This window comes from Pseudomonas sp. S37 (assembly GCF_016658545.1).
Lineage (GTDB): Bacteria > Pseudomonadota > Gammaproteobacteria > Pseudomonadales > Pseudomonadaceae > Aquipseudomonas.
Genome location: NZ_JACVZC010000034.1, coordinates 1 through 19,425 on the forward strand (window position 1 = coordinate 1; position 19,425 = coordinate 19,425).

15 protein-coding genes are annotated in these 19,425 nt (G+C 62.4%); all 15 read right to left on the minus strand.

Annotation, left to right across the window (positions count from 1 at the left end; all coding sequences use genetic code 11):
- Positions 1 to 88: 88 nt before the first annotated feature.
- The 15 genes from ispD to rseP all read right to left on the minus strand — a co-directional run bounded on the left by ispD (position 89) and on the right by rseP (position 19,378).
- The gene (ispD, locus tag IAE39_RS13235) at positions 89 to 796 is read right to left on the minus strand and encodes a 2-C-methyl-D-erythritol 4-phosphate cytidylyltransferase (protein WP_201203030.1); all 708 of its coding nucleotides are present in this window, start codon (positions 794 to 796) and stop codon (positions 89 to 91) included.
- Positions 793 to 1,074, minus strand: coding sequence for a cell division protein FtsB (ftsB, locus tag IAE39_RS13240; protein ID WP_201203038.1), 282 nt, complete (start codon positions 1,072 to 1,074; stop codon positions 793 to 795). The genes ispD and ftsB overlap by 4 nt, the downstream gene beginning before the upstream one ends.
- Positions 1,075 to 1,239: 165 nt before the next feature.
- Complete coding sequence (eno, locus tag IAE39_RS13245) at positions 1,240 to 2,529, minus strand: phosphopyruvate hydratase (protein WP_201203040.1); 1,290 nt, start codon at positions 2,527 to 2,529, stop codon at positions 1,240 to 1,242.
- Between the two features lie 199 nt (positions 2,530 to 2,728).
- Positions 2,729 to 4,357 carry a CTP synthase gene (locus IAE39_RS13250; RefSeq protein ID WP_201203048.1) on the minus strand — a complete coding sequence of 543 codons (1,629 nt, stop codon included), beginning with the start codon at positions 4,355 to 4,357 and terminating at the stop codon, positions 2,729 to 2,731.
- A 269-nt stretch (positions 4,358 to 4,626) separates the two neighbouring features.
- Complete coding sequence (gene tilS, locus IAE39_RS13255; RefSeq protein ID WP_201203050.1) at positions 4,627 to 5,910, minus strand: tRNA lysidine(34) synthetase TilS; 1,284 nt, start codon at positions 5,908 to 5,910, stop codon at positions 4,627 to 4,629.
- 174 nt (positions 5,911 to 6,084) lie between these two features.
- A complete protein-coding gene (locus tag IAE39_RS13260; RefSeq protein ID WP_201203059.1) occupies positions 6,085 to 7,032 on the minus strand; it encodes an acetyl-CoA carboxylase carboxyltransferase subunit alpha in 948 nt (315 codons plus the stop codon).
- Positions 7,033 to 7,138: 106 nt separating this feature from the next.
- Positions 7,139 to 10,663: a DNA polymerase III subunit alpha gene (dnaE, locus tag IAE39_RS13265; RefSeq protein ID WP_201203061.1), complete on the minus strand. Its 3,525-nt coding sequence runs from the start codon at positions 10,661 to 10,663 to the stop codon at positions 7,139 to 7,141.
- A gap of 236 nt (positions 10,664 to 10,899) precedes the next feature.
- Positions 10,900 to 11,523, minus strand: coding sequence for a ribonuclease HII (gene rnhB / locus IAE39_RS13270; protein WP_201203062.1), 624 nt, complete (start codon positions 11,521 to 11,523; stop codon positions 10,900 to 10,902).
- 1 nt (position 11,524) lies between these two features.
- Positions 11,525 to 12,652 (minus strand): lipid-A-disaccharide synthase, encoded by a 1,128-nt coding sequence (lpxB, locus tag IAE39_RS13275; protein ID WP_201203063.1) that lies wholly within the window; start codon positions 12,650 to 12,652, stop codon positions 11,525 to 11,527.
- Between the two features lies 1 nt (position 12,653).
- Positions 12,654 to 13,430, minus strand: coding sequence for an acyl-ACP--UDP-N-acetylglucosamine O-acyltransferase (gene lpxA / locus IAE39_RS13280; RefSeq protein ID WP_201203064.1), 777 nt, complete (start codon positions 13,428 to 13,430; stop codon positions 12,654 to 12,656).
- On the minus strand, positions 13,427 to 13,867 hold the full coding sequence (gene fabZ / locus IAE39_RS13285) for a 3-hydroxyacyl-ACP dehydratase FabZ (protein ID WP_201203065.1): 441 nt from the start codon (positions 13,865 to 13,867) through the stop codon (positions 13,427 to 13,429). Before fabZ ends, lpxA begins: the two co-directional genes overlap by 4 nt.
- A 113-nt stretch (positions 13,868 to 13,980) precedes the next feature.
- Positions 13,981 to 15,036 (minus strand): UDP-3-O-(3-hydroxymyristoyl)glucosamine N-acyltransferase, encoded by a 1,056-nt coding sequence (gene lpxD, locus IAE39_RS13290; protein ID WP_201203066.1) that lies wholly within the window; start codon positions 15,034 to 15,036, stop codon positions 13,981 to 13,983.
- Between the two features lies 1 nt (position 15,037).
- Complete coding sequence (locus IAE39_RS13295) at positions 15,038 to 15,541, minus strand: OmpH family outer membrane protein (RefSeq protein WP_012270843.1); 504 nt, start codon at positions 15,539 to 15,541, stop codon at positions 15,038 to 15,040.
- A gap of 44 nt (positions 15,542 to 15,585) precedes the next feature.
- On the minus strand, positions 15,586 to 17,949 hold the full coding sequence (gene bamA, locus IAE39_RS13300) for an outer membrane protein assembly factor BamA (protein WP_201203068.1): 2,364 nt from the start codon (positions 17,947 to 17,949) through the stop codon (positions 15,586 to 15,588).
- Between the two features lie 76 nt (positions 17,950 to 18,025).
- On the minus strand, positions 18,026 to 19,378 hold the full coding sequence (gene rseP / locus IAE39_RS13305) for an RIP metalloprotease RseP (RefSeq protein ID WP_201203075.1): 1,353 nt from the start codon (positions 19,376 to 19,378) through the stop codon (positions 18,026 to 18,028).
- Between the last annotated feature and the right edge of the window lie 47 nt (positions 19,379 to 19,425).

Sequence of the window (19,425 nt, forward strand, 5' to 3'; positions counted from 1 at the left end):
GGGCGAATCATATCGCCCTTAAGAGGTGTCCGGGATCATTAGGCCAGTTCAGTTTACCCGCGAAGAGGCCGACACAGGAGTAAGCGATTCAGCGCCGCCCAGCCCAACGCTGCCGCAACCACTCCAGGTCTTCCGGCCGGGTCACCTTGATGTTGTCGCTGCGCCCTTCGACCAGCCGCGGCGCCTGCCCGGACCATTCGATGGCAGAAGCTTCATCGGTCACGACCACATCCGACACCAGGCACTCGGCCAACGCCCGGTGCAAGGCCCCAAGGCGGAACATCTGCGGCGTGTAGGCCTGCCAGATGGTGCTGCGGTCCACGGTAGCGCTCACCCGGCCCTTGCCATCGGCACGCTTGAGGGTATCGCGCGCCGGCACCGCCAGCAGGCCGCCCACCGGGTCGTCTGCCAGTTCCGCCAACAGCTTGTCCAGGTCGCTACGCGCCAGGTTCGGCCGCGCGGCATCATGCACCAGCACCCAGTCGCTGTCCGCCGCCCCCTGGGCATGCAGCAGCAGCAAGGCGTTAAGTACCGAGTCGGCGCGCTCGCGCCCACCCGCCGCGCGCTGGATGCGCGGGTCACTGGCGCAGCGCAGGCCGGGCCAGTACGGGTCGTGTTCGGCAATGCTGACCACCACGCCTTTTAGCGCCGGGTGGCCAAGAAAACAGTCGAGGCTGTGCTCGAGAAGGGTCTGCCCGGCCAGCTCCAGGTACTGCTTGGGGCGGTCGGCAGCCATGCGGGCACCAACGCCCGCAGCAGGAATCACGGCCCAGAAGGCCGGCAAGGTATCGATCATTTCTGTGGCAACTGGAAGAGGGTTTCACCCTCTTTGACCATCCCCAATTCATGGCGAGCCCGCTCTTCAACGGTCTCCATGCCTTTTTTCAGCTCCAGCACTTCTGCATCGAGCACGCGATTGCGCTCGAGCAAGCGCTCGTTCTCGGCGTGCTGGTCAGCAATCTGCTGCTTCAGCTCGGTCACTTGCGCCAGGCTGCCGTTGCCCACCCACAGGCGGTACTGCAGGCCACCCAACAGCAGGAGCAGAATAAGGAACACCCAATAGGGACTGCGCATCACGTTATCCAGGTTGAAAAGGCTGCCGTGTACATTTTACGGGGCCTCGAATAGCACGAAGCCTGGCCGAGGCCAGGCTTCGTTGACAGAAACCCGTTGGAATGTAGGAAAGTTCAGTACGAACGTTCCTACAACTCCGGCTGCTGCCTTTTTACCATCTCTTGCTTAGCCGCGAAACTCGGCACGACCACGGTAAACCGCTTTGGCGCCCAGTTGCTCTTCGATACGCAGCAGCTGGTTGTACTTGGAAACGCGGTCGGAACGGCACAGCGAACCGGTCTTGATCTGGCCAGCAGCAGTACCCACGGCCAGGTCGGCAATGGTCGAGTCTTCGGTTTCACCGGAGCGGTGCGAGATCACTGCGGTGTAGCCGGCAGCCTTGGCCATCTGGATGGCTTCCAGGGTTTCGGTCAGCGAGCCGATCTGGTTGAACTTGATCAGGATCGAGTTACCGATGCCCTTCTCGATGCCTTCCTTGAGGATCTTGGTGTTGGTCACGAACAGGTCGTCGCCAACCAGCTGGACTTTTTCACCAATCTTGTCGGTGAGGATTTTCCAGCCAGCCCAGTCAGACTCGTCCAGGCCATCTTCGATCGAGATGATCGGGAAGCGCTCGGTCAGGCCTTTCAGGTAGTCGGCGAAGCCTTCGGCGTCGAACGACTTGCCTTCGCCGGACAGGTTGTACTTGCCGTCTTCGTAGAATTCGGAAGCCGCGCAGTCCAGGGCCAGGGTCACGTCGGTGCCCAGCTTGTAGCCGGCTTTTTCAACGGCTTCGGCGATGGCGCCCAGGGCGTCTTCGTTGGAAGCCAGGTTCGGGGCGAAACCACCTTCGTCACCTACGGCAGTATTCAGGCCACGGGCCTTCAGCACGGCTTTGAGGTGGTGGAAGATTTCGGTACCCATGCGCAGGCCATCGGAGAAGGTCTTGGCGCCAACCGGCTGCACCATGAACTCCTGGATGTCGACGTTGTTGTCGGCGTGCTCGCCACCGTTGATGATGTTCATCATCGGTACTGGCATCGAGTACTGGCCCGGGGTGCCGTTCAGGTTGGCGATGTGCGCGTACAGCGGCAGGTCCTGGTCCTGGGCAGCAGCCTTGGCGGCAGCCAGGGAAACAGCCAGGATGGCGTTGGCGCCCAGCTTGGCCTTGTTCTCGGTACCGTCCAGTTCGATCATGGCGCGGTCCAGGGCCTTCTGGTCGGAAGGGTCCTTGCCCAACAGCAGCTCACGGATCGGGCCATTGATGTTGCCAACGGCCTTCAGCACGCCCTTGCCCAGGTAACGGCTCTTGTCGCCATCACGCAGCTCCAGCGCTTCGCGCGAGCCGGTGGAAGCACCGGACGGCGCGCAAGCGCTGCCGATGATGCCGTTGTCGAGCAGTACATCGGCTTCCACGGTGGGGTTGCCACGCGAGTCGAGAACTTCACGACCTTTGATGTCGACGATTTTTGCCATTGTTGTAAGCACTCCAGAATTGACGAAAACAACGCAGCTTAGGGAATTCTTGCCTTTCACCAGGCAGGGACGCAGCAGGCAGGCCTGGCAAAAGCAACCCCTGACCGAGCGGTCAGGGGTAGATCGGGGCGTACTTTACCCGAGAAATGAGCCTTGCGCGGACTTAACCGTCGGAAAACTCATCAAAGACCTGAAATAATCAGGCCTTGTTCTTCTGGGCCAGGGCCGCCTTGACGAAGCCGCTGAACAGCGGGTGACCGTCACGCGGGGTGGAGGTGAACTCCGGGTGGAACTGGCAGGCGACGAACCATGGGTGGTCCTTGGACTCGACCACTTCGACCAGCGCACCGTCTTCGGAACGGCCGGAGACCACCAGGCCAGCGTCAACCAGCTGCGGCAGCAGGTTGTTGTTGACCTCGTAACGGTGACGGTGACGCTCGGTGATCACGTCCTTGCCGTAGCAGTCGTGCACCTTCGAACCCGCTGCCAGCTGGCAGTCCTGTGCGCCCAGGCGCATGGTGCCGCCCAGGTCGGAAGCTTCGTCGCGGGTTTCGACGGCACCGGTGGCATCGGCCCACTCGGTGATCAGGCCGACCACCGGGTGGCCGCTGTTGCGGTCGAACTCGGTGGAGTTGGCGTCTTTCCAGCCCACCACGTTACGGGCGAACTCGATGACCGCGACCTGCATGCCCAGGCAGATACCCAGGTATGGCACCTTGTTCTCACGGGCGTATTGCACCGCGGTGATCTTGCCTTCCACGCCACGCAGGCCGAAACCGCCTGGTACGAGGATGGCATCGGCGCCTTCGAGCAGGCTGGTGCCCTGGTTCTCGATGTCTTCCGAGTCGATGTAGCGCAGGTTGACCTTGGTACGGTTGGTGATGCCGGCGTGGCTCATCGCTTCGATCAGCGACTTGTACGCATCCAGCAGCTCCATGTACTTGCCGACCATGGCGATGGTCACTTCCTGCTCCGGGTTGAGCTTGGCATCGACTACCTTGTCCCACTCGGACAGGTCGGCACCATTGCACTGCAGGCCGAAGCGCTCGACGACGAAGTCGTCCAGGCCCTGTGCGTGCAGCACGCCCGGGATCTTGTAGATGGTGTCGACGTCTTCCAGCGAAATCACCGCACGCTCTTCAACGTTGGTGAACAGCGCGATCTTGCGACGCGACGAGGCATCGACCGGGTGGTCGGAGCGGCAGATCAGCACGTCTGGCTGCAGGCCGATGGAGCGCAGCTCCTTGACCGAGTGCTGGGTCGGCTTGGTCTTGGTTTCGCCAGCGGTGGCGATGTACGGGACCAGGGTCAGGTGCATCAGCATGGCGCGCTTGGAGCCCACTTCGACACGCAGCTGGCGAATTGCCTCGAGGAACGGCTGCGACTCGATGTCACCCACGGTACCGCCGATTTCCACCAGGGCCACGTCGGCATCGCCGGCGCCCTTGATGATGCGACGCTTGATTTCGTCGGTGATGTGCGGGATGACCTGGATGGTCGCGCCCAGGTAATCACCACGGCGCTCCTTGCGCAGCACGTGCTCGTAGATACGGCCAGTGGTGAAGTTGTTGTTCTGGGTCATGGTGGTGCGGATGAACCGCTCGTAGTGGCCCAGGTCGAGGTCGGTCTCGGCGCCATCGTGGGTGACGAACACTTCACCATGCTGGAACGGGCTCATGGTGCCCGGATCGACGTTGATGTACGGATCCAGTTTGAGCATGGTGACCTTCAGGCCCCGCGCTTCCAGGATGGCCGCCAGGGAAGCCGAGGCAATGCCTTTCCCCAATGAAGAAACAACACCGCCCGTGACGAATATGTAGCGCGTCATGAAAAACCCTAGAAGTCTGCGTTAAGGCGGCCAGCGCCGCCGGAGAAAGCGAAGGAAGGCCGAAGCCCCCGATCACCTGCGTCAATCACAGTGCATCTCGAAAAACTGCCGCGTCTGTACAGACCAGGGATATCCCCGGCATGGAGCTCGCTCGTCATTTCCAGAATCAGCCCAGCAAAAAACTGCTTGGTAATCGGCAACTGCTGTGTTTTCGCGGAACCCACAGAAGTTGTATCAAGAAGGGAGGGTAGTCTACCGGAATGTACCCTTCAGCTCAAACCTTGCGCGTTCGTCGGTAACTGCCAATGTAACTGGCAATCCGCCTGCACCAGGCCCGGCAGGTTGGCCACCGCCAGCAGGCGCTCGCCGTAATACAGCAGCGGCAGGCGCGCACGCAGGAAATGCGGCACGTGCAGCTCATTGAGCAGGCGCTTGAGGTCGCGCCGGCCACGGCCGGCAAGCTCGACAATTTCGCCGCCCTGGCGGTAGGCAACGCGCAAACCGTTCAGCGGTGCTGCGCCAACAAGACGCACGGTACCGTTGCCGGGCAGCGGCAACGGCTGGCTTGTATCGACCCAGGCCAGCTGACCAGTGGGCGGCTGCAGCCAGTCGCCACTCAACCACCAGATGCGCCCATGGCTGCGCAGCAGTTGCCCATCGGCCAATCGCCAGACCGGCTGGGCATCGGCGGCGGCGTCGCGCAGGTCCGCCCAACCGGCCCAATGCCGGGTGTCGGGCAGGCGGGTGCGTTGGCTCAGCCAGTATTGCAGGGCATTGCGCTGGCGGGCCGGCGACAGGGCCGCGAGCGTGGCCAGGTCGAGGGAGTCCAGGCCCGGCCAGGCGACGGGCGCCCCCTCCCCCGCCAGCGCCAGGTCAGCCTGTGCCAACTCGTCCAGCAGGCCCAGTGCCTCGCCCAGATGATCTGCGGCCCGGGCGAAATTCCGGGCAGCCTGCGGCCAACGCTGCTGCAAGCGCGGGAACACGTCGCTGCGCAGGTAGTTGCGGGCAAATTGTGTGTCGGCGTTTGAGGGGTCTTCGATCCAGCTCAGCCCGTGGGCCTTGGCGTAGTCCTGCAACTGTTGCCGGGAACAGCCCAGCAATGGCCTGGCCAGGCTACCCTGCCCCAGCGCCCGCTGCCCCGGCATGGCGGCCAGGCCGCGCAGGCCGGCGCCGCGTAGCAGGCGGAACAGCAGGGTCTCGGCCTGGTCGTCGCGGTGTTGCCCGGTGAACAGGATATCGCCGGGGCCGAGGGCTTGCCTGAAGGCAGCATAGCGGGCGTCGCGGGCGGCCTGTTCAAGGCTGGCGCCGGGGGTGACCTGGACGTGGGTGACCTGGAGTTCGATGCCGAGGTTGTCGCAGATGGCTTGGCAGTGGGCGGGCCAGGCGTCGGCGGCGGGTTGCAGGCCGTGGTGGATGTGGATGGCGCGCAGCGGGGGTGAGGCGTGGTTGCGGGCGTAGTCGGCCAGCAGGTGCAGGAGAACGGTGGAATCAAGGCCGCCAGAGAAGGCGATGTACCAGGTGGGGGCGTTGAGCCAGGGGGTGAGGTTGATCATCGAACCCGCACTCCATTCAAGGAAGCATTCGCGGGTAAACCCGCTCCCACAGGGATCGCGCCGCCCCAGTGGGCTACGCTGTACCTGTGGGAGCGGGTTCACCCGCGAACACCGGCGAAGCCGGTGCCATCAACCACAAGGGCCGCGCAGCGGCACCAGGGCTAGATCACAGAATCAGAGGCCGTAGCTCATCAGGCGCTCGTAACGGCGGGCCAGCAGCGCGTCGTTGTCGAACTTGCCGAGCATGTCCAGCTGCTGCACCAGGTCGGCGCGGATGCTTTCCGACATGGTGGCCGGGTCACGGTGGGCGCCGCCCAGCGGCTCCTGGATGACCTTGTCGACAATGTTCAGGCTCTTCAGGCGCTCGGCAGTAATGCCCATGGCCTCAGCTGCGTCAGCCGCCTTGTCGGCCGTCTTCCACAGGATCGACGCACAGCCTTCCGGCGAGATCACCGAGTAGGTGGAATACTGCAGCATGTTCAGCTGGTCGCACACGCCAATGGCCAGTGCACCGCCGGAACCGCCTTCACCGATCACGGTGGCGATGATCGGGGTTTTCAGGCGTGCCATCACACGCAGGTTCCAGGCAATGGCTTCGCTCTGGTTGCGCTCTTCGGCGTCGATGCCCGGGTAGGCGCCCGGGGTATCGATGAAGGTCAGGATCGGCATTTTGAAGCGCTCGGCCATTTCCATCAGGCGACAGGCCTTGCGGTAGCCTTCAGGGCGCGGCATGCCGAAGTTGCGGCGTACCTTTTCGCGCACTTCACGGCCCTTCTGGTGGCCGATGACCATGACCGGCTTGCCGTCCAGGCGTGCGGTACCGCCCACGATGGCGGCGTCGTCGGAGAAGTGGCGGTCGCCGTGCAGCTCTTCGAATTCGGTGAAGATGTGCTCCAGGTAGTCCAGGGTGTATGGACGACGCGGGTGGCGGGCCAGGCGGGCGATCTGCCAGCTGGTCAGGTTGCCGAAGATGCTTTCGGTCAGGGTGTTGCTCTTGTCTTGCAGACGGGCAATTTCATCGCTGATGTTCAGCGAGTTGTCGTTGCCCACCAGGCGCAGGCCTTCAATCTTGGCTTGCAGGTCGGCAATCGGCTGTTCGAAATCGAGAAAATTCGGGTTCATAGTCATCCGTCTTGGGTCTACGGCCAGGCGGCCGGCCGGTTGATCCGTTTGGCGCCCTACCTTAAGGGATCAGGCGCATTCAGGTCGAGATTAAATTTTTGTCGGTTCAACGATATTGCAGGAAGACGTTCTCACGCCCGAACTGGTCACGCAGTGCCTGAATCAGCCCGTCAGCCGGGTCGATCGCCCACTGCTCGCCGAACTGCAGCATGGCCTTGGCGTCACTGCCGGTGTACTCCAGGGTGATCGGGCACGCACCGCGGTGGCGGGTGATCAGCTCACCCAGCCACTTCAGGCGGTCGCCCTTCAGCGCTTCGTGCGCCACCTTCAGGCGCAGGCTCTCGGCCAGCTTGGTGCGTGCGTCTTCCATGGTCATTACCTGCTTCACCCGCAGGCGCAGGCCACCGGAGAAGTCGTCATTGCTGACTTCGCCCTCGACCACCACCATGGCGTCGTTCTGCAGCAAGGACTGTGCCGCGATGTAGGCGTCGGCAAACAGCGAGGCCTCGATACGCCCGGAGCGGTCGTCCAGGGTGACAAAGCCCATCTTGTCACCCTTCTTGTTCTTCATCACCCGCAGGGCAATGATCATGCCGGCGATGGTCTGGGTTTCGCGTGACGGCTTGAGGTCGATGATGCGCTGGCGGGCAAAGCGGCGGATCTCGGTCTCGTACTCGTCGATCGGGTGGCCGGTCAGGTACAGGCCAAGGGTGTCCTTTTCGCCCTTCAGGCGCTCCTTCAGGGTCAGTTCGCGCACCTTGCGGTGGTTGGCGTAAACATCCACATCCACGGCGTCGAACATACTGCCGAACAGGTCGACGTGGCCGCTGTCAGCGGTATGCGCGGCCTGCTCGGCGGCCTTGATGGCTTCGCCCAGCGCCGAGAGCAGGGTCGCCCGGTTGATGTCGATGTTGGCCTGGTAGGCCTTGATCTCGTCATGGAAGTGCGGGCCCAGGCGATCCAGCGCGCCGCTGCGCACCAGCGCATCCAGGGTACGTTTGTTGACCCGCTTGAGGTCGATGCGTTCACAGAAATCGAACAGGTCCTTGAACGGCCCGCCCTGGGCACGGGCTTCGACGATGGCCTCCACCGGGCCTTCGCCGACGCCCTTGATGGCGCCCAGGCCGTAGACGATACGGCCATCATTGTTCACGGTGAACTTGAAGTCGGAGAAGTTCACGTCTGGCGCGTCGAGGCGCAGCTTCATGCTGCGCACTTCCTCGACCAGCACCACCACCTTGTCGGTGTTGTGCATGTCCGCCGACAGTACCGCCGCCATGAACGGCGCCGGGTAGTGGGTTTTCAGCCAGGCGGTCTGGTACGACACCAGGCCATAGGCGGCGGAGTGGGATTTGTTGAAGCCGTAACCGGCAAACTTTTCTACCAGGTCGAAGATGTTACCGGCCAGGTCCGCATCGATATTGTTGGCGACGCAACCTTCGATGAAACCACCGCGCTGCTTGGCCATTTCCTCGGGCTTTTTCTTACCCATTGCCCGGCGCAACATGTCGGCGCCGCCGAGGGTATAGCCGGCCATGACCTGGGCAATCTGCATCACCTGTTCCTGGTACAGGATGATGCCATAGGTCGGTGCCAGTACCGGCTTGAGGCCTTCATACTGGTAGTCCGCATGCGGGTAGGCCAGCTCGGCGCGGCCGTGCTTGCGGTTGATGAAGTCGTCCACCATGCCCGATTGCAGCGGGCCCGGGCGGAACAGTGCCACCAGTGCGATGAGGTCTTCCAGGCAGTCGGGCTTGAGCTTCTTGATCAGCTCCTTCATGCCGCGCGATTCAAGCTGGAACACCGCTGTGGTTTCGGCCTTCTGCAGCAGCTCGTAGGTCTTGCGGTCGTCCAGCGGGATGAAGTCGATGTTGACGTCGGGCAGGTTTTTCTTGGCCTGCTCGCGGTTGATGATTTCCATCGCCCATTTGATGATGGTCAGGGTACGCAGGCCGAGGAAGTCGAACTTCACCAGGCCGGCGGCCTCGACGTCATCCTTGTCGAACTGGGTTACCAGGCCGCCGCCCTCTTCGTCACAGGCGATCGGCGAAAAGTCGGTGAGCTTGGTTGGGGCAATTACCACACCACCGGCGTGCTTGCCGGTACCCCGGGTCACGCCTTCCAGTTTCAGGGCCATGTCCCAGATTTCGCGGCCGTCCTCATCGCTTTTGAGGAAGTCGCGCAGGATTTCTTCCTGCTCGTAGGCCTTCTCCAGGGTCATGCCCACTTCAAACGGGATCATCTTCGACAGGCGGTCGGCCAGGCCGTAGGACTTGCCCTGCACCCGCGCCACGTCACGTACCACCGCCTTGGCGGCCATGGTACCGAAGGTGATGATCTGGCTGACCGCGTTGCGGCCATAAGCCTCGGCCACGTAGTCGATCACCCGGTCACGGCCGTCCATGCAGAAGTCGACGTCGAAGTCGGGCATGGAAACCCGTTCAGGGTTGAGGAAGCGCTCGAACAGCAGGTCGTAGGCCAGCGGGTCGAGGTCGGTGATCTTCAGTACGTAGGCCACCAGCGAGCCGGCACCCGAACCACGGCCCGGGCCAACCGGTACGTCGTTGTTCTTGGCCCACTTGATGAAGTCCATAACGATCAGGAAGTAACCGGGGAAGCCCATCTGGATGATGATGTCCAGCTCGAACTTCAGGCGGTCCAGGTAAACTTGGCGCTTCTCTTCATAGTTGGGCGTGGTGTCTTTCGGCCACAGCACTGCCAGGCGCTCTTCCAGGCCTTCGTGGGACACATGCCGCAGGTAATCGTCGATGCCCATGCCGTTGGGCGTGGGGAAGTCAGGCAGGAAGTACTTGCCCAGCTGTACCTGGATGTTGCAACGCTTGGCGATCTCGACGGTGTTGGCAATGGCATCGGGCAGGTCGCTGAACAGCTCGGCCATTTCCTCGGCCGACTTCAGGTACTGCTGGTCGCTGTAGCCACGCGGGCGGCGCGGGTCGTCGAGGGTCCAGCCTTCACCGATGCACACACGGGTTTCGTGGGCGTCGAAGTCGGTCTGCTTGATGAAACGCACATCGTTGGTGGCCACCAGTGGCGCGCCAAGCTTGTCGGCCAGGGCCACGGCAGCGTGCACGTACTCTTCGTCGCGGGCGCGATTGGTGCGCTGCACTTCGACGTAGAAGCGCTCGGGGAACATGCCCATCCAGTCCTGCAGCAGCGCCGCCGCCTCATCGTCACGCCCCGACAGCAGGGCCATGCCAATGTCGCCCTCCTTGCCTGCGGACAGGGCGATCAGGCCCTCGCTGGCAGGCGCGATCCATTCACGTTGCAGGATCACCAGGCCGTTGCGCTGGCCGTCGGTCCAGCCGCGCGAAATCAGTTCGGTGAGGTTGCGGTAGCCTTGGGGGTCCATGGCCAGGAAGCAGATGCGCGACAGCGGGGCTTCCGGGTCGGCGCCGGCCAGCCACAGGTCAGCACCACAGATCGGCTTGATGCCGGCGCCCATGGCGGTCTTGTAGAACTTGACCAGCGAGCACATGTTGCTCTGGTCGGTGATGGCCACCGCCGGCATGTTCATCCCGGCCAGCGCCTTGGCCAGCGGTTTGATCCGCACCAGGCCGTCGACCAGCGAGAATTCGGAGTGGACGCGCAGGTGAACGAAGGGAACCGACATGGAAGATCCTGTAGCAGTGCTGAACGACAAGGGCGGGATTGTAGCTTAAATAGGGATGGGATTTGGGTTGCGGTGTCGCACAGTGACCAAAGAATATGAGCCCGCCGCGGACCCTGTAGGAGCGGGTTCACCCGCGAAGAGCCCAACGCGGTGAATGGCACCGGCTGCGCCGGTGTTCGCGGCTAAAGCCGCTCCCACAGGGGTTAGCGTAACGCCTGCAGGAGCGTGCCAACAGGTCAGATCAGGGAATCGATGACGCCTTCACGCGCTTCCCAGGCCGCCCGCACCGGGGCGAAGGACCGCCGATGAATGGGCGTAGGCCCCAACCGCGCCAAAGCCTCAAGGTGCACCGGCGTCGGATAACCCTTGTGTCCACCCATGCCATACCCCGGGTAGATCAGCTCGAAAGCGCTCATCTCGCGGTCACGGGTCACCTTGGCCAGGATCGAAGCGGCTGCAATGGCCGGCACCTGGCTATCCCCTTTGACCACCGGCGCTGCCGGTACCGCCAGTTTCGGGCATCGGTTACCGTCAATCAGGGCCAGCTTCGGCGTAACGTGCAGGCCTTCGACCGCGCGCTGCATGGCCAGCATGGTGGCCTGCAGGATGTTCAGGCGGTCGATTTCCTCGACCTCGGCGCGGGCGATGCAAAAGCTCAGGGCCTTTTCGCAGATCTCGTCGAACAGTGCCTCACGCTTGGCTTCGGTGAGTTTTTTCGAGTCGTTCAGGCCGAGGATTGGCCGCGCCGGGTCGAGGATTACCGCCGCCGTTACCACCGCGCCGCACAGCGGGCCGCGGCCCACTTCGTCAACGCCGGCGACCAGGTCTTCGACCAAGTTGAAGTCCAGTCCAATTTGCATGTCAGCGGTCCTTGAGCAGGGCCAGTACCGCCTCGGCCGCCTGGTTGGAGGCGTCGCGGCGCAGGGTGCGGTGAATTTCGTCGAAACGTTCGGTTTGCTGGCTACCATCACGCACCAGCGGTGCCAACGTATTGGCCAACGCTTCGCTGGTGGCGTCGTCCTGCAGCAACTCAGGCACCAGCTCACGCTGGGCCAGCAGGTTCGGCAACGACACGTAGGGGCTTTTCACCAGGCGCTTGAGAATCCAGTAGGTCAGCGGCGCCAGGCGGTAGGCCACCACCATCGGCCGCTTGTACAGCAAGGCTTCGAGGGTGGCGGTACCCGAGGCGATCAACACCGCGTCACAGGCTGCCAGCGCCTGGTGCGACTGGCCATCGAGCAGGGTCAGCGGCAATTGCCGACCTTCGAGCATCTGTTCGACCTGGGCGCGCCGCGCAGCGTTGGCGCAAGGCAGCACGAAACGCACCCCCGGCACCTGCTGGCTCAAGCGCTCGGCAGCATTGAGGAACAACGCACCCAGGCGCCCTACCTCGCCACCCCGGCTGCCCGGCATCAGTGCCACCACAGGCCCTTCGCCAAGCCCCAGTGCGGCACGCGCGGCCGGGCGGTCAGCTTGCAGCGGGATGGTGTCAGCCAGCGGGTGGCCGACAAAACGCACCGGCACGCCCTGCTCTTCATAGAACCGCGCCTCGAACGGCAGCAGTGTCAGCATCAGGTCGCAGCCTTCACGAATCTTCAGCACACGCTTCTGCCGCCAGGCCCAGACCGACGGGCTCACGTAGTGCACGGTCTTGATCCCGGCCTGGCGCAGTTTCAGTTCGATGTTGAGGGTAAAGTCAGGGGCGTCGATACCGATGAACACATCCGGCTTTTCATTGATCAGGGTCTGGATCAGCAACTTGCGCCGCTTGAGCAGTTCGCGCAGACGACCCAGCACTTCGACCAGGCCCATGACCGCCAGGCGTTCCATCGGAAAGTACGATTGCAGGCCTTCGGCCTCCATCAGCGGGCCGCCAACGCCGATAAACCGTACATCAGGGTGGCGTGCCTTGAGGGCACGCATCAAACCTGAACCCAGAATGTCGCCGCTGGCCTCACCGGCGACCAGCGCTACGCAAAGCTGGGCCATATCAGCGGGTAATGCCGCGGGCGGAGTTCACGATCGACTGGCGGAACAGCTCGACCTCAGGGTGTTGCGCGGCAGGCTCGGCCAGTTCCTTGAGCGCGTCTTCGACGGTCAGGCCCTGACGGTAGACAATCTTGTAGCAACGGCGCAGCACATGGATCACCTCGTCGCTGAAACCGCGGCGGCGCATGCCTTCGAAGTTCATGCTGCGGGCTTCGGCCGGGCTACCGAACACGGTCACGAACGCCGGAACATCTTTGCCGATCGCCGTGCCCATGCCGGAAAACGCGTGAGCACCGATATGGCAATACTGGTGCACCAGGGTATAACCGGAGAGGATCGCCCAGTCGCCCACATGTACATGGCCGGCCAATGCCGTGTTGTTGACCAGGATGCAGTGGTTGCCAATGACGCTGTCGTGGCCGATGTGGGCATAGGCCATGATCAGGTTATGGTCGCCCACGGTGGTTTCGGCGCGGTCCTGAACGGTTCCGCGGTGAATGGTCACCCCTTCACGGATCACGTTGTGGTCGCCAATTACCAGGCGTGTGGGCTCACCCTTGTACTTGAGGTCCGGGGTGTCTTCGCCAATCGAGGAAAACTGAAAGATACGGTTGTGCTTGCCGATACGGGTCGGCCCCTTGAGCACAACATGCGGGCCGATGACGGTGCCCTCCCCGACTTCTACATCAGGGCCAACGATCGACCAAGGGCCGACCTCGACGCCATCGGCTAGCTTGGCCGACGGATCGATAATGGCCCGAGGATCAATCGAATTCATAGGGTCTGTTCCGCGCAGGTGATTTCTGCCGAGCAAACCGGCTTGCCGTCCACCAGGGCGCGGCATTCGAACTTCCATACCATGCGCTTGCGGCTGAGGAACTTGGCTTCCAGCACCAACTGGTCACCCGGCAGTACCGGCTGACGGAAACGCAGTTTGTCGGAACCGACGAAGTAATACAGGGTGCCATCGGCCGGCTTGGCATCGAGTATCTTGAAACCCAGAATCCCGGCCGCCTGGGCCATGGCTTCGATGATCAAAACGCCCGGCATGATTGGATGACCCGGGAAGTGGCCATTGAAGAACGGCTCATTGATGCTGACATTCTTGTAGGCACGAATGCTCTGGGCCTCGAAGTCCAGATCCGTCACACGGTCCACCAGCAGGAACGGGTAACGGTGAGGCAGGTATTCGCGAATCTCGTTGATGTCCATCATTTCGGGGGGAAGCCTGTAATAAGAATAGGGAGCGCAGGTGCTGACCGCACGCTCCTTTTGCAATCCAAAGAGGAGCCAGCTAGCGACTGTTCACTCTTGCTCAGGGAATGGTATCAGCCTTCTGATGTCGGCAGGCCACCTGAGGTCACGGTATCGACGCGTTTTTCCAGCTGCTGAAGGCGCTTGGCCATGTCATCGAGCTGGCGGATACGCGCAGCGCTCTTGCGCCAGTCAGCCAACGGCTGCATGGCTGTGCCGGATGAATAGGACCCGGGTTCGGTGATCGAACGGGTTACCATGGTCATGCCGGAAATAAATACGTTGTCGCAAACATCAATATGCCCCACCAGGCCAACGCCGCCGGCCAGCATGCAATGCTTGCCGATGCGCGTACTGCCCGAGATGCCCACACAAGCGGCCATGGCGGTGTGGTCACCGATCTGTACGTTGTGGGCGATCTGGATCTGGTTGTCGAGCTTGACCCCGTCACCAATCCGCGTGTCGGACAGCGCGCCACGGTCAACCGCGGTATTGACACCGATTTCCACGTCATCACCAATGGTGACGCCGCCAATCTGGGCGATCTTGCGCCAGATGCCCTTCTCGTTGGCAAAGCCGAAGCCTTCGCCGCCGATCACGGCACCCGACTGTATGACCACACGCTTGCCGATGGTGACGTCGTGGTACAACGTCACCCGCGGCGCCAGCCAGCCACCCTCACCGACAACGCAACGCGCGCCGATGAAGCAATGTGCGCCGATGCATACGTTTGCCTCGATACGCGCACCGCTTTCGATAACCGCGAACGGCCCGATGCTGGCGCTGGCGTCCACCTGTGCGTCCTCAGCCACCACGGCGCTGGGATGGATTCCCGCCACAGCCTTGGGTTTGGGGTCGAACAGGTGGGAAATACGCGCATACGCCTGGTACGGGTCGGCTACGATCAGGGCATTGCCGGCGAAGCTTTCGGCATCCGCAGCCTTGAGCAATACCGCACCCGCCTGGCAGTTATCCAGGTATTTGCGGTACTGCGGGTTGGCGAGGAAGCTCAACTGACCGGGGCCAGCCTCTTGCAAGGTGGCCAGCCCGGTAATCTGCAGCGCCTCGGGCCCCTTGAGGGTGGCACCGAGGGCCTCGGCCAACTGGCCTAGCGTCATGGTCACACTCATATCAACGGGCTTGGTTCATGCGCTCGATGACCTGGCGGGTGATGTCGTACTGAGGTTTGACATCAATGACCGCGCCACGCTCGAGGACCAGGTCGAAACCGCCCTTCTTGATCACTTCTTCGACAGCGCCATCCAGCTTCGGCTTCAGTTGCTTGAGCATGTCACGGTCAGCAACGGCCTTGGCTTCGTTCAGCTCCTTGGACTGGAACTGGAAGTCACGGGCTTTTTGCTTGAACTCGAGCTCCAGGCGCTCACGCTCCTGCTGCTGCATCTTGTCGCCGCCCTTGATCAGGCGGTCCTGGATGCCCTTGGCGCTGCTTTCCAGGCTTTTCAGCTTGGTCAGTTGCGGGCCGAATTTTTTCTCGGCATCGACCGCGTACTTCTTGGCGGCATCCGATTCAAGCAGGGCCATCTGATAGTTCAGGACGGCAACCTTCATTTCGGCGAATGCCGGGGTGGCGACCAGCGCCGCGGCCACTACGGCCAATTGAGCCAATTTACGCACGATGCACTCCTGGATAAACCGTTGTCATTAAGCAGGGGCCGACCTTAGAAGGTCTGGCCCAGAGAGAATTGGAACACCTGGGTATCGGCATCGTCCGGCTTCTTGACCGGCATTGCCAGGCTGAAGCTCAGCGGGCCCAGTGCGGTAATCCAGGTCACGCCCAGACCGACCGAGCTGGCCATGCCCGAGAAGCCGACCTTTTCGCAATCAGGCTTGTTGCCGCAATTGGTGTCGAACACGTTACCCACGTCCCAGAACACGGAGGTGCGCAGCGAGCGCTGGTCCTTGACGAACGGCAGCGGGAACAGCAGTTCTACACCGCCTTGCACCAACACGTTACCACCGAACGGCAGCGGATCCTGGTCCGGGTCGGCGATGGTACCGGGCTTGCCACCCGGGTTGCCTTCACCGCGGCTCGGAGTACTGCGTGGGCCCAGGCTGCTGTCCTTGAAGCCACGGACGGAGTTGAAGCCACCCGCGAAGTAGTTCTCGTAGAACGGCAGGCCGGAGGTGCTGCCGTAACCATCACCATAGCCCAGCTCGGTGTGCAGGCGCAGGGTGTAGTCGTTGCTGATCGGCTGGAACAGCTGGCCACGGTAGTCAAGCTTGAAGAACGACAGGTCGCTGCCTGGAATGGTCGATTCCAGGGTCAGGCTTTGCGAGTGACCACGGGTCGCCAGTACGCCCTTGTTCAGGGTCGACTCGGACCAGCCGATCGAAGCCTTGAAGTTGAGGAAGTTGTCGCCTTCCTGGTCGAGGAAGTCGAAGATCTCGTCAACGGTGTACTTGCCGGTCTTGATCTTGTCCTGCTGTACGCTCAGGCCGTAGGTCAGGCGCGAGGTTTCGCTGATCGGGTAACCCAGGCTCACGCCGGCACCGTAGCTGTCGACCGCATAGCTGGCCACGTCGACGTCGAGGTCATCGTAGTCGGTGCTGCGGTAGAAGGCGTTGTAGCCCAGGCTCACGCCGTCGGCCGTGAAGTAGGGGTCCACGAAGCCGAAGTTGTAGCGGGTCTGGTATTCCGAACGGGTCAGGCCGACGGATACCTTGTTACCGGTACCGAGGAAGTTGCTCTGGCTGATCGAACCACCCAGGATCAGGCCGGCGCTCTGGGCGAAACCGACGCTGGCGGTGATCGAACCGGAGGCCTGCTCTTCGACACTGTAGTTGACGTCGACCTGGTCATCGGTGCCCGGCACCGGCGGGGTCTCGACGTTGACTTCCTTGAAGAAGCCCAACCGCTCGAGGCGGGTCTTGGACTGGTCGATCAGGTAGGTCGACGCCCAGCCGCCTTCCATCTGGCGCATCTCGCGACGCAGCACTTCGTCTTCGGTCTTGGTGTTGCCGCGGTAGTTGATGCGGTTGACGTAGGCACGCTTGCCCGGGTCGACCACGAACATGATGTCGACCGTGTGGTCCTGGTCGTTCGGCTGTGGCACACCGTTGACGTTGGCGAAGGTGTAGCCTTCGTTACCCAGGCGGCGGGTAATCAGCTCGGACGTGGTGGTCATCACCTTGCGCGAGAATACCTGGCCCGGCTGCACCAGCAGCAGCGACTTGACCTGGTCTTCCGGCACCTTGAGGTCACCGGACAGCTTCACGTCGCGAACGGTGTACTTCTCGCCTTCGTTGATGTTGACGGTGATGTAGACGTGCTTCTTGTCCGGGGTGATCGACACCTGGGTGGAGGCGATGTCCATGTTGATGTAGCCGCGGTCCAGGTAGTAGGAACGCAGGCGCTCCAGGTCACCGGAGAGTTTTTCGCGGGCGTACTTGTCGTCGTTCTTGAAGAACGACAGCCAGTTGGTGGTCTTCAGCTCGAACAGCTGGCCCAGGGTGTCATCGTCGAACACGTTGTTGCCAACGATGTTGATGTGCTGGATGGCAGCGACGGTGCCTTCGTTGATCTTGATCTTCAGCGCCACACGGTTGCGCGGCTGCGGCACCACCTCGGCGTCGACCTCGGCCGAGTAGCGGCCCTGGGCCACATACTGGCGCTGCAGCTCGTTACGCACGCCTTCGAGGGTGGCACGCTGGAAGATCTCGCCTTCGGCCAGGCCCGATTGCTTCAGGCCCTTCATCAGGTCTTCGGTGCTGATCGCCTTGTTGCCTTCGATCTCGATGCTCGACACCGACGGGCGCTCGACCACGTTGATGATCAGCACATTGCCATCGCGGTTCAACTGGATGTCCTGGAAGAACCCGGTCTTGAACAGGGAACGGGTCGAGTCCACCAGGCGGCGGTCATCGGCCTGGTCGCCGACGTTCAGCGGCAGAGCACCGAACACGCTGCCGGCGGAAACCCGCTGCAGGCCGTTGACGCGAATATCGGAGATGGTGAAGGACTCGGCGTGAACTTCAGCGATCATCAGTGCGGACATGACCGCAGTTAGCAGCAGACGTTTCATGAAGTCCTTTTATTCCAACTGGCAATAAACAACCCGCTGCAGCAAAACAGCAGCAGGTTCGCAATTGAGCGAAGCTTTATAGTCGACCCAGATCGTTGATCAGGGCGAGCAACATCACCCCTATGACCAAACTGATACCGATCTGGACCCCCCAACCTTGCACCCGATCCGACAGCGGACGACCGCGCGCCCACTCGACCAGGTAAAACAGCAAATGCCCCCCATCCAGTACAGGAATGGGCAGCAGGTTAAGAACCCCCAGGCTTATGCTCAGGTAGGCCAGGAAATTCAGGAAATCCCCCACGCCGGACTGGGCTGAAGCGCCCGCCACTTTAGCAATGGTTATCGGTCCACTCAAGTTTTTTACCGAGAGCTCCCCGAACAGCATTTTCTTCAACGATTCGAGGGTCAGCACACTCATGTTCCAGGTGCGCGACAGGCCCTCACCCACCGCATCAAGCGGGCCGTAGCTGACTTCGCGGAGCATGTCGGCAGGCCATTCGCCACCTTTTACCCCCGCACCCAGGTACCCCCCCAGGGCCTTGCCCTCGCCCTTGTGGGCCAGGGTCACCGGCACGTCCAGGGCCGCGCCGTCACGCGCCACGCGCACCAGCACCTCGGCATCCGGGCGGGCGCGTACACGGTCGACCACCTGCTGCCATTCGGTCACCGCCACGCCGTCGACTGCCAGCAGCTTGTCGCCGGTTTTCAGGCCGGCAGCGGCCGCAGGCCCCTTCGGATCGATCTCGGCCAGCACGGGCGCAATCGCCGGGCGCCAAGGGTGCAACCCGAGGGACTGGATCGGGTCAGGCTCATCAGCGCCTTTAAGCCAGCTGTCCAGCTTGACCTGCAACTGGCGCTCGGCGCTCGCGCCTTCGTCGCGCACGCCAACCTGCAAGGTACCGCTTTCGCCCAGGCGGCGAACCAACTGCAAATTGACCGCCGACCAACCGTTGGTCGGCTTGCCGTCGATAGAGACGATTTCCTGACCTGCGGTCAGCCCCGCCGATGCCGCCAGGCTGCCAGTATCGACAGCACCGATGACGGGGCGGATTTGCTGGGTACCCAGCATCGCCAGCACCCAGAAGAACAGGATCGCCAGCAGGAAGTTGGCGATCGGGCCAGCCGCGACGATCGCGATACGCTGGCGCACCGACTTGCGGTTGAACGACTGCCCGGCCAATGCGGCCGGCACATCGCCTTCGCGCTCGTCGAGCATTTTCACGTAGCCGCCCAATGGGATGGCCGCCACCACGAACTCCGTGCCGTGGCGGTCATGCCAGCGCAGCAGCGGCGTGCCGAAGCCCACCGAGAAGCGCAGCACCTTGACGCCGCAGCGGCGCGCCACCCAGAAGTGGCCAAATTCGTGGAAGGTAACCAGCACACCCAAGGCCACGAGGGTGCCGATAATCATGTAGAGCGCTGTCATGTCCATCTCCGAATGATGTTCAGCGGGCCGGCTTCACGCCTGGCCCC

Excerpts from the sequence above, each read along its gene's own strand:
- ispD (WP_201203030.1), bottom strand. The coding sequence starts at position 796 with ATGATCGATACCTTGCCGGCCTTCTGGGCCGTGATTCCTGCTGCGGGC.
- ftsB (WP_201203038.1), bottom strand. The coding sequence starts at position 1,074 with ATGCGCAGTCCCTATTGGGTGTTCCTTATTCTGCTCCTGCTGTTGGGT.
- eno (WP_201203040.1), bottom strand. The coding sequence starts at position 2,529 with ATGGCAAAAATCGTCGACATCAAAGGTCGTGAAGTTCTCGACTCGCGT.
- IAE39_RS13250 (WP_201203048.1), bottom strand. The coding sequence starts at position 4,357 with ATGACGCGCTACATATTCGTCACGGGCGGTGTTGTTTCTTCATTGGGG.
- tilS (WP_201203050.1), bottom strand. The coding sequence starts at position 5,910 with ATGATCAACCTCACCCCCTGGCTCAACGCCCCCACCTGGTACATCGCC.
- IAE39_RS13260 (WP_201203059.1), bottom strand. The coding sequence starts at position 7,032 with ATGAACCCGAATTTTCTCGATTTCGAACAGCCGATTGCCGACCTGCAA.
- dnaE (WP_201203061.1), bottom strand. The coding sequence starts at position 10,663 with ATGTCGGTTCCCTTCGTTCACCTGCGCGTCCACTCCGAATTCTCGCTG.
- rnhB (WP_201203062.1), bottom strand. The coding sequence starts at position 11,523 with ATGCAAATTGGACTGGACTTCAACTTGGTCGAAGACCTGGTCGCCGGC.
- lpxB (WP_201203063.1), bottom strand. The coding sequence starts at position 12,652 with ATGGCCCAGCTTTGCGTAGCGCTGGTCGCCGGTGAGGCCAGCGGCGAC.
- lpxA (WP_201203064.1), bottom strand. The coding sequence starts at position 13,430 with ATGAATTCGATTGATCCTCGGGCCATTATCGATCCGTCGGCCAAGCTA.
- fabZ (WP_201203065.1), bottom strand. The coding sequence starts at position 13,867 with ATGATGGACATCAACGAGATTCGCGAATACCTGCCTCACCGTTACCCG.
- lpxD (WP_201203066.1), bottom strand. The coding sequence starts at position 15,036 with ATGAGTGTGACCATGACGCTAGGCCAGTTGGCCGAGGCCCTCGGTGCC.
- bamA (WP_201203068.1), bottom strand. The coding sequence starts at position 17,949 with ATGAAACGTCTGCTGCTAACTGCGGTCATGTCCGCACTGATGATCGCT.
- rseP (WP_201203075.1), bottom strand. The coding sequence starts at position 19,378 with ATGACAGCGCTCTACATGATTATCGGCACCCTCGTGGCCTTGGGTGTG.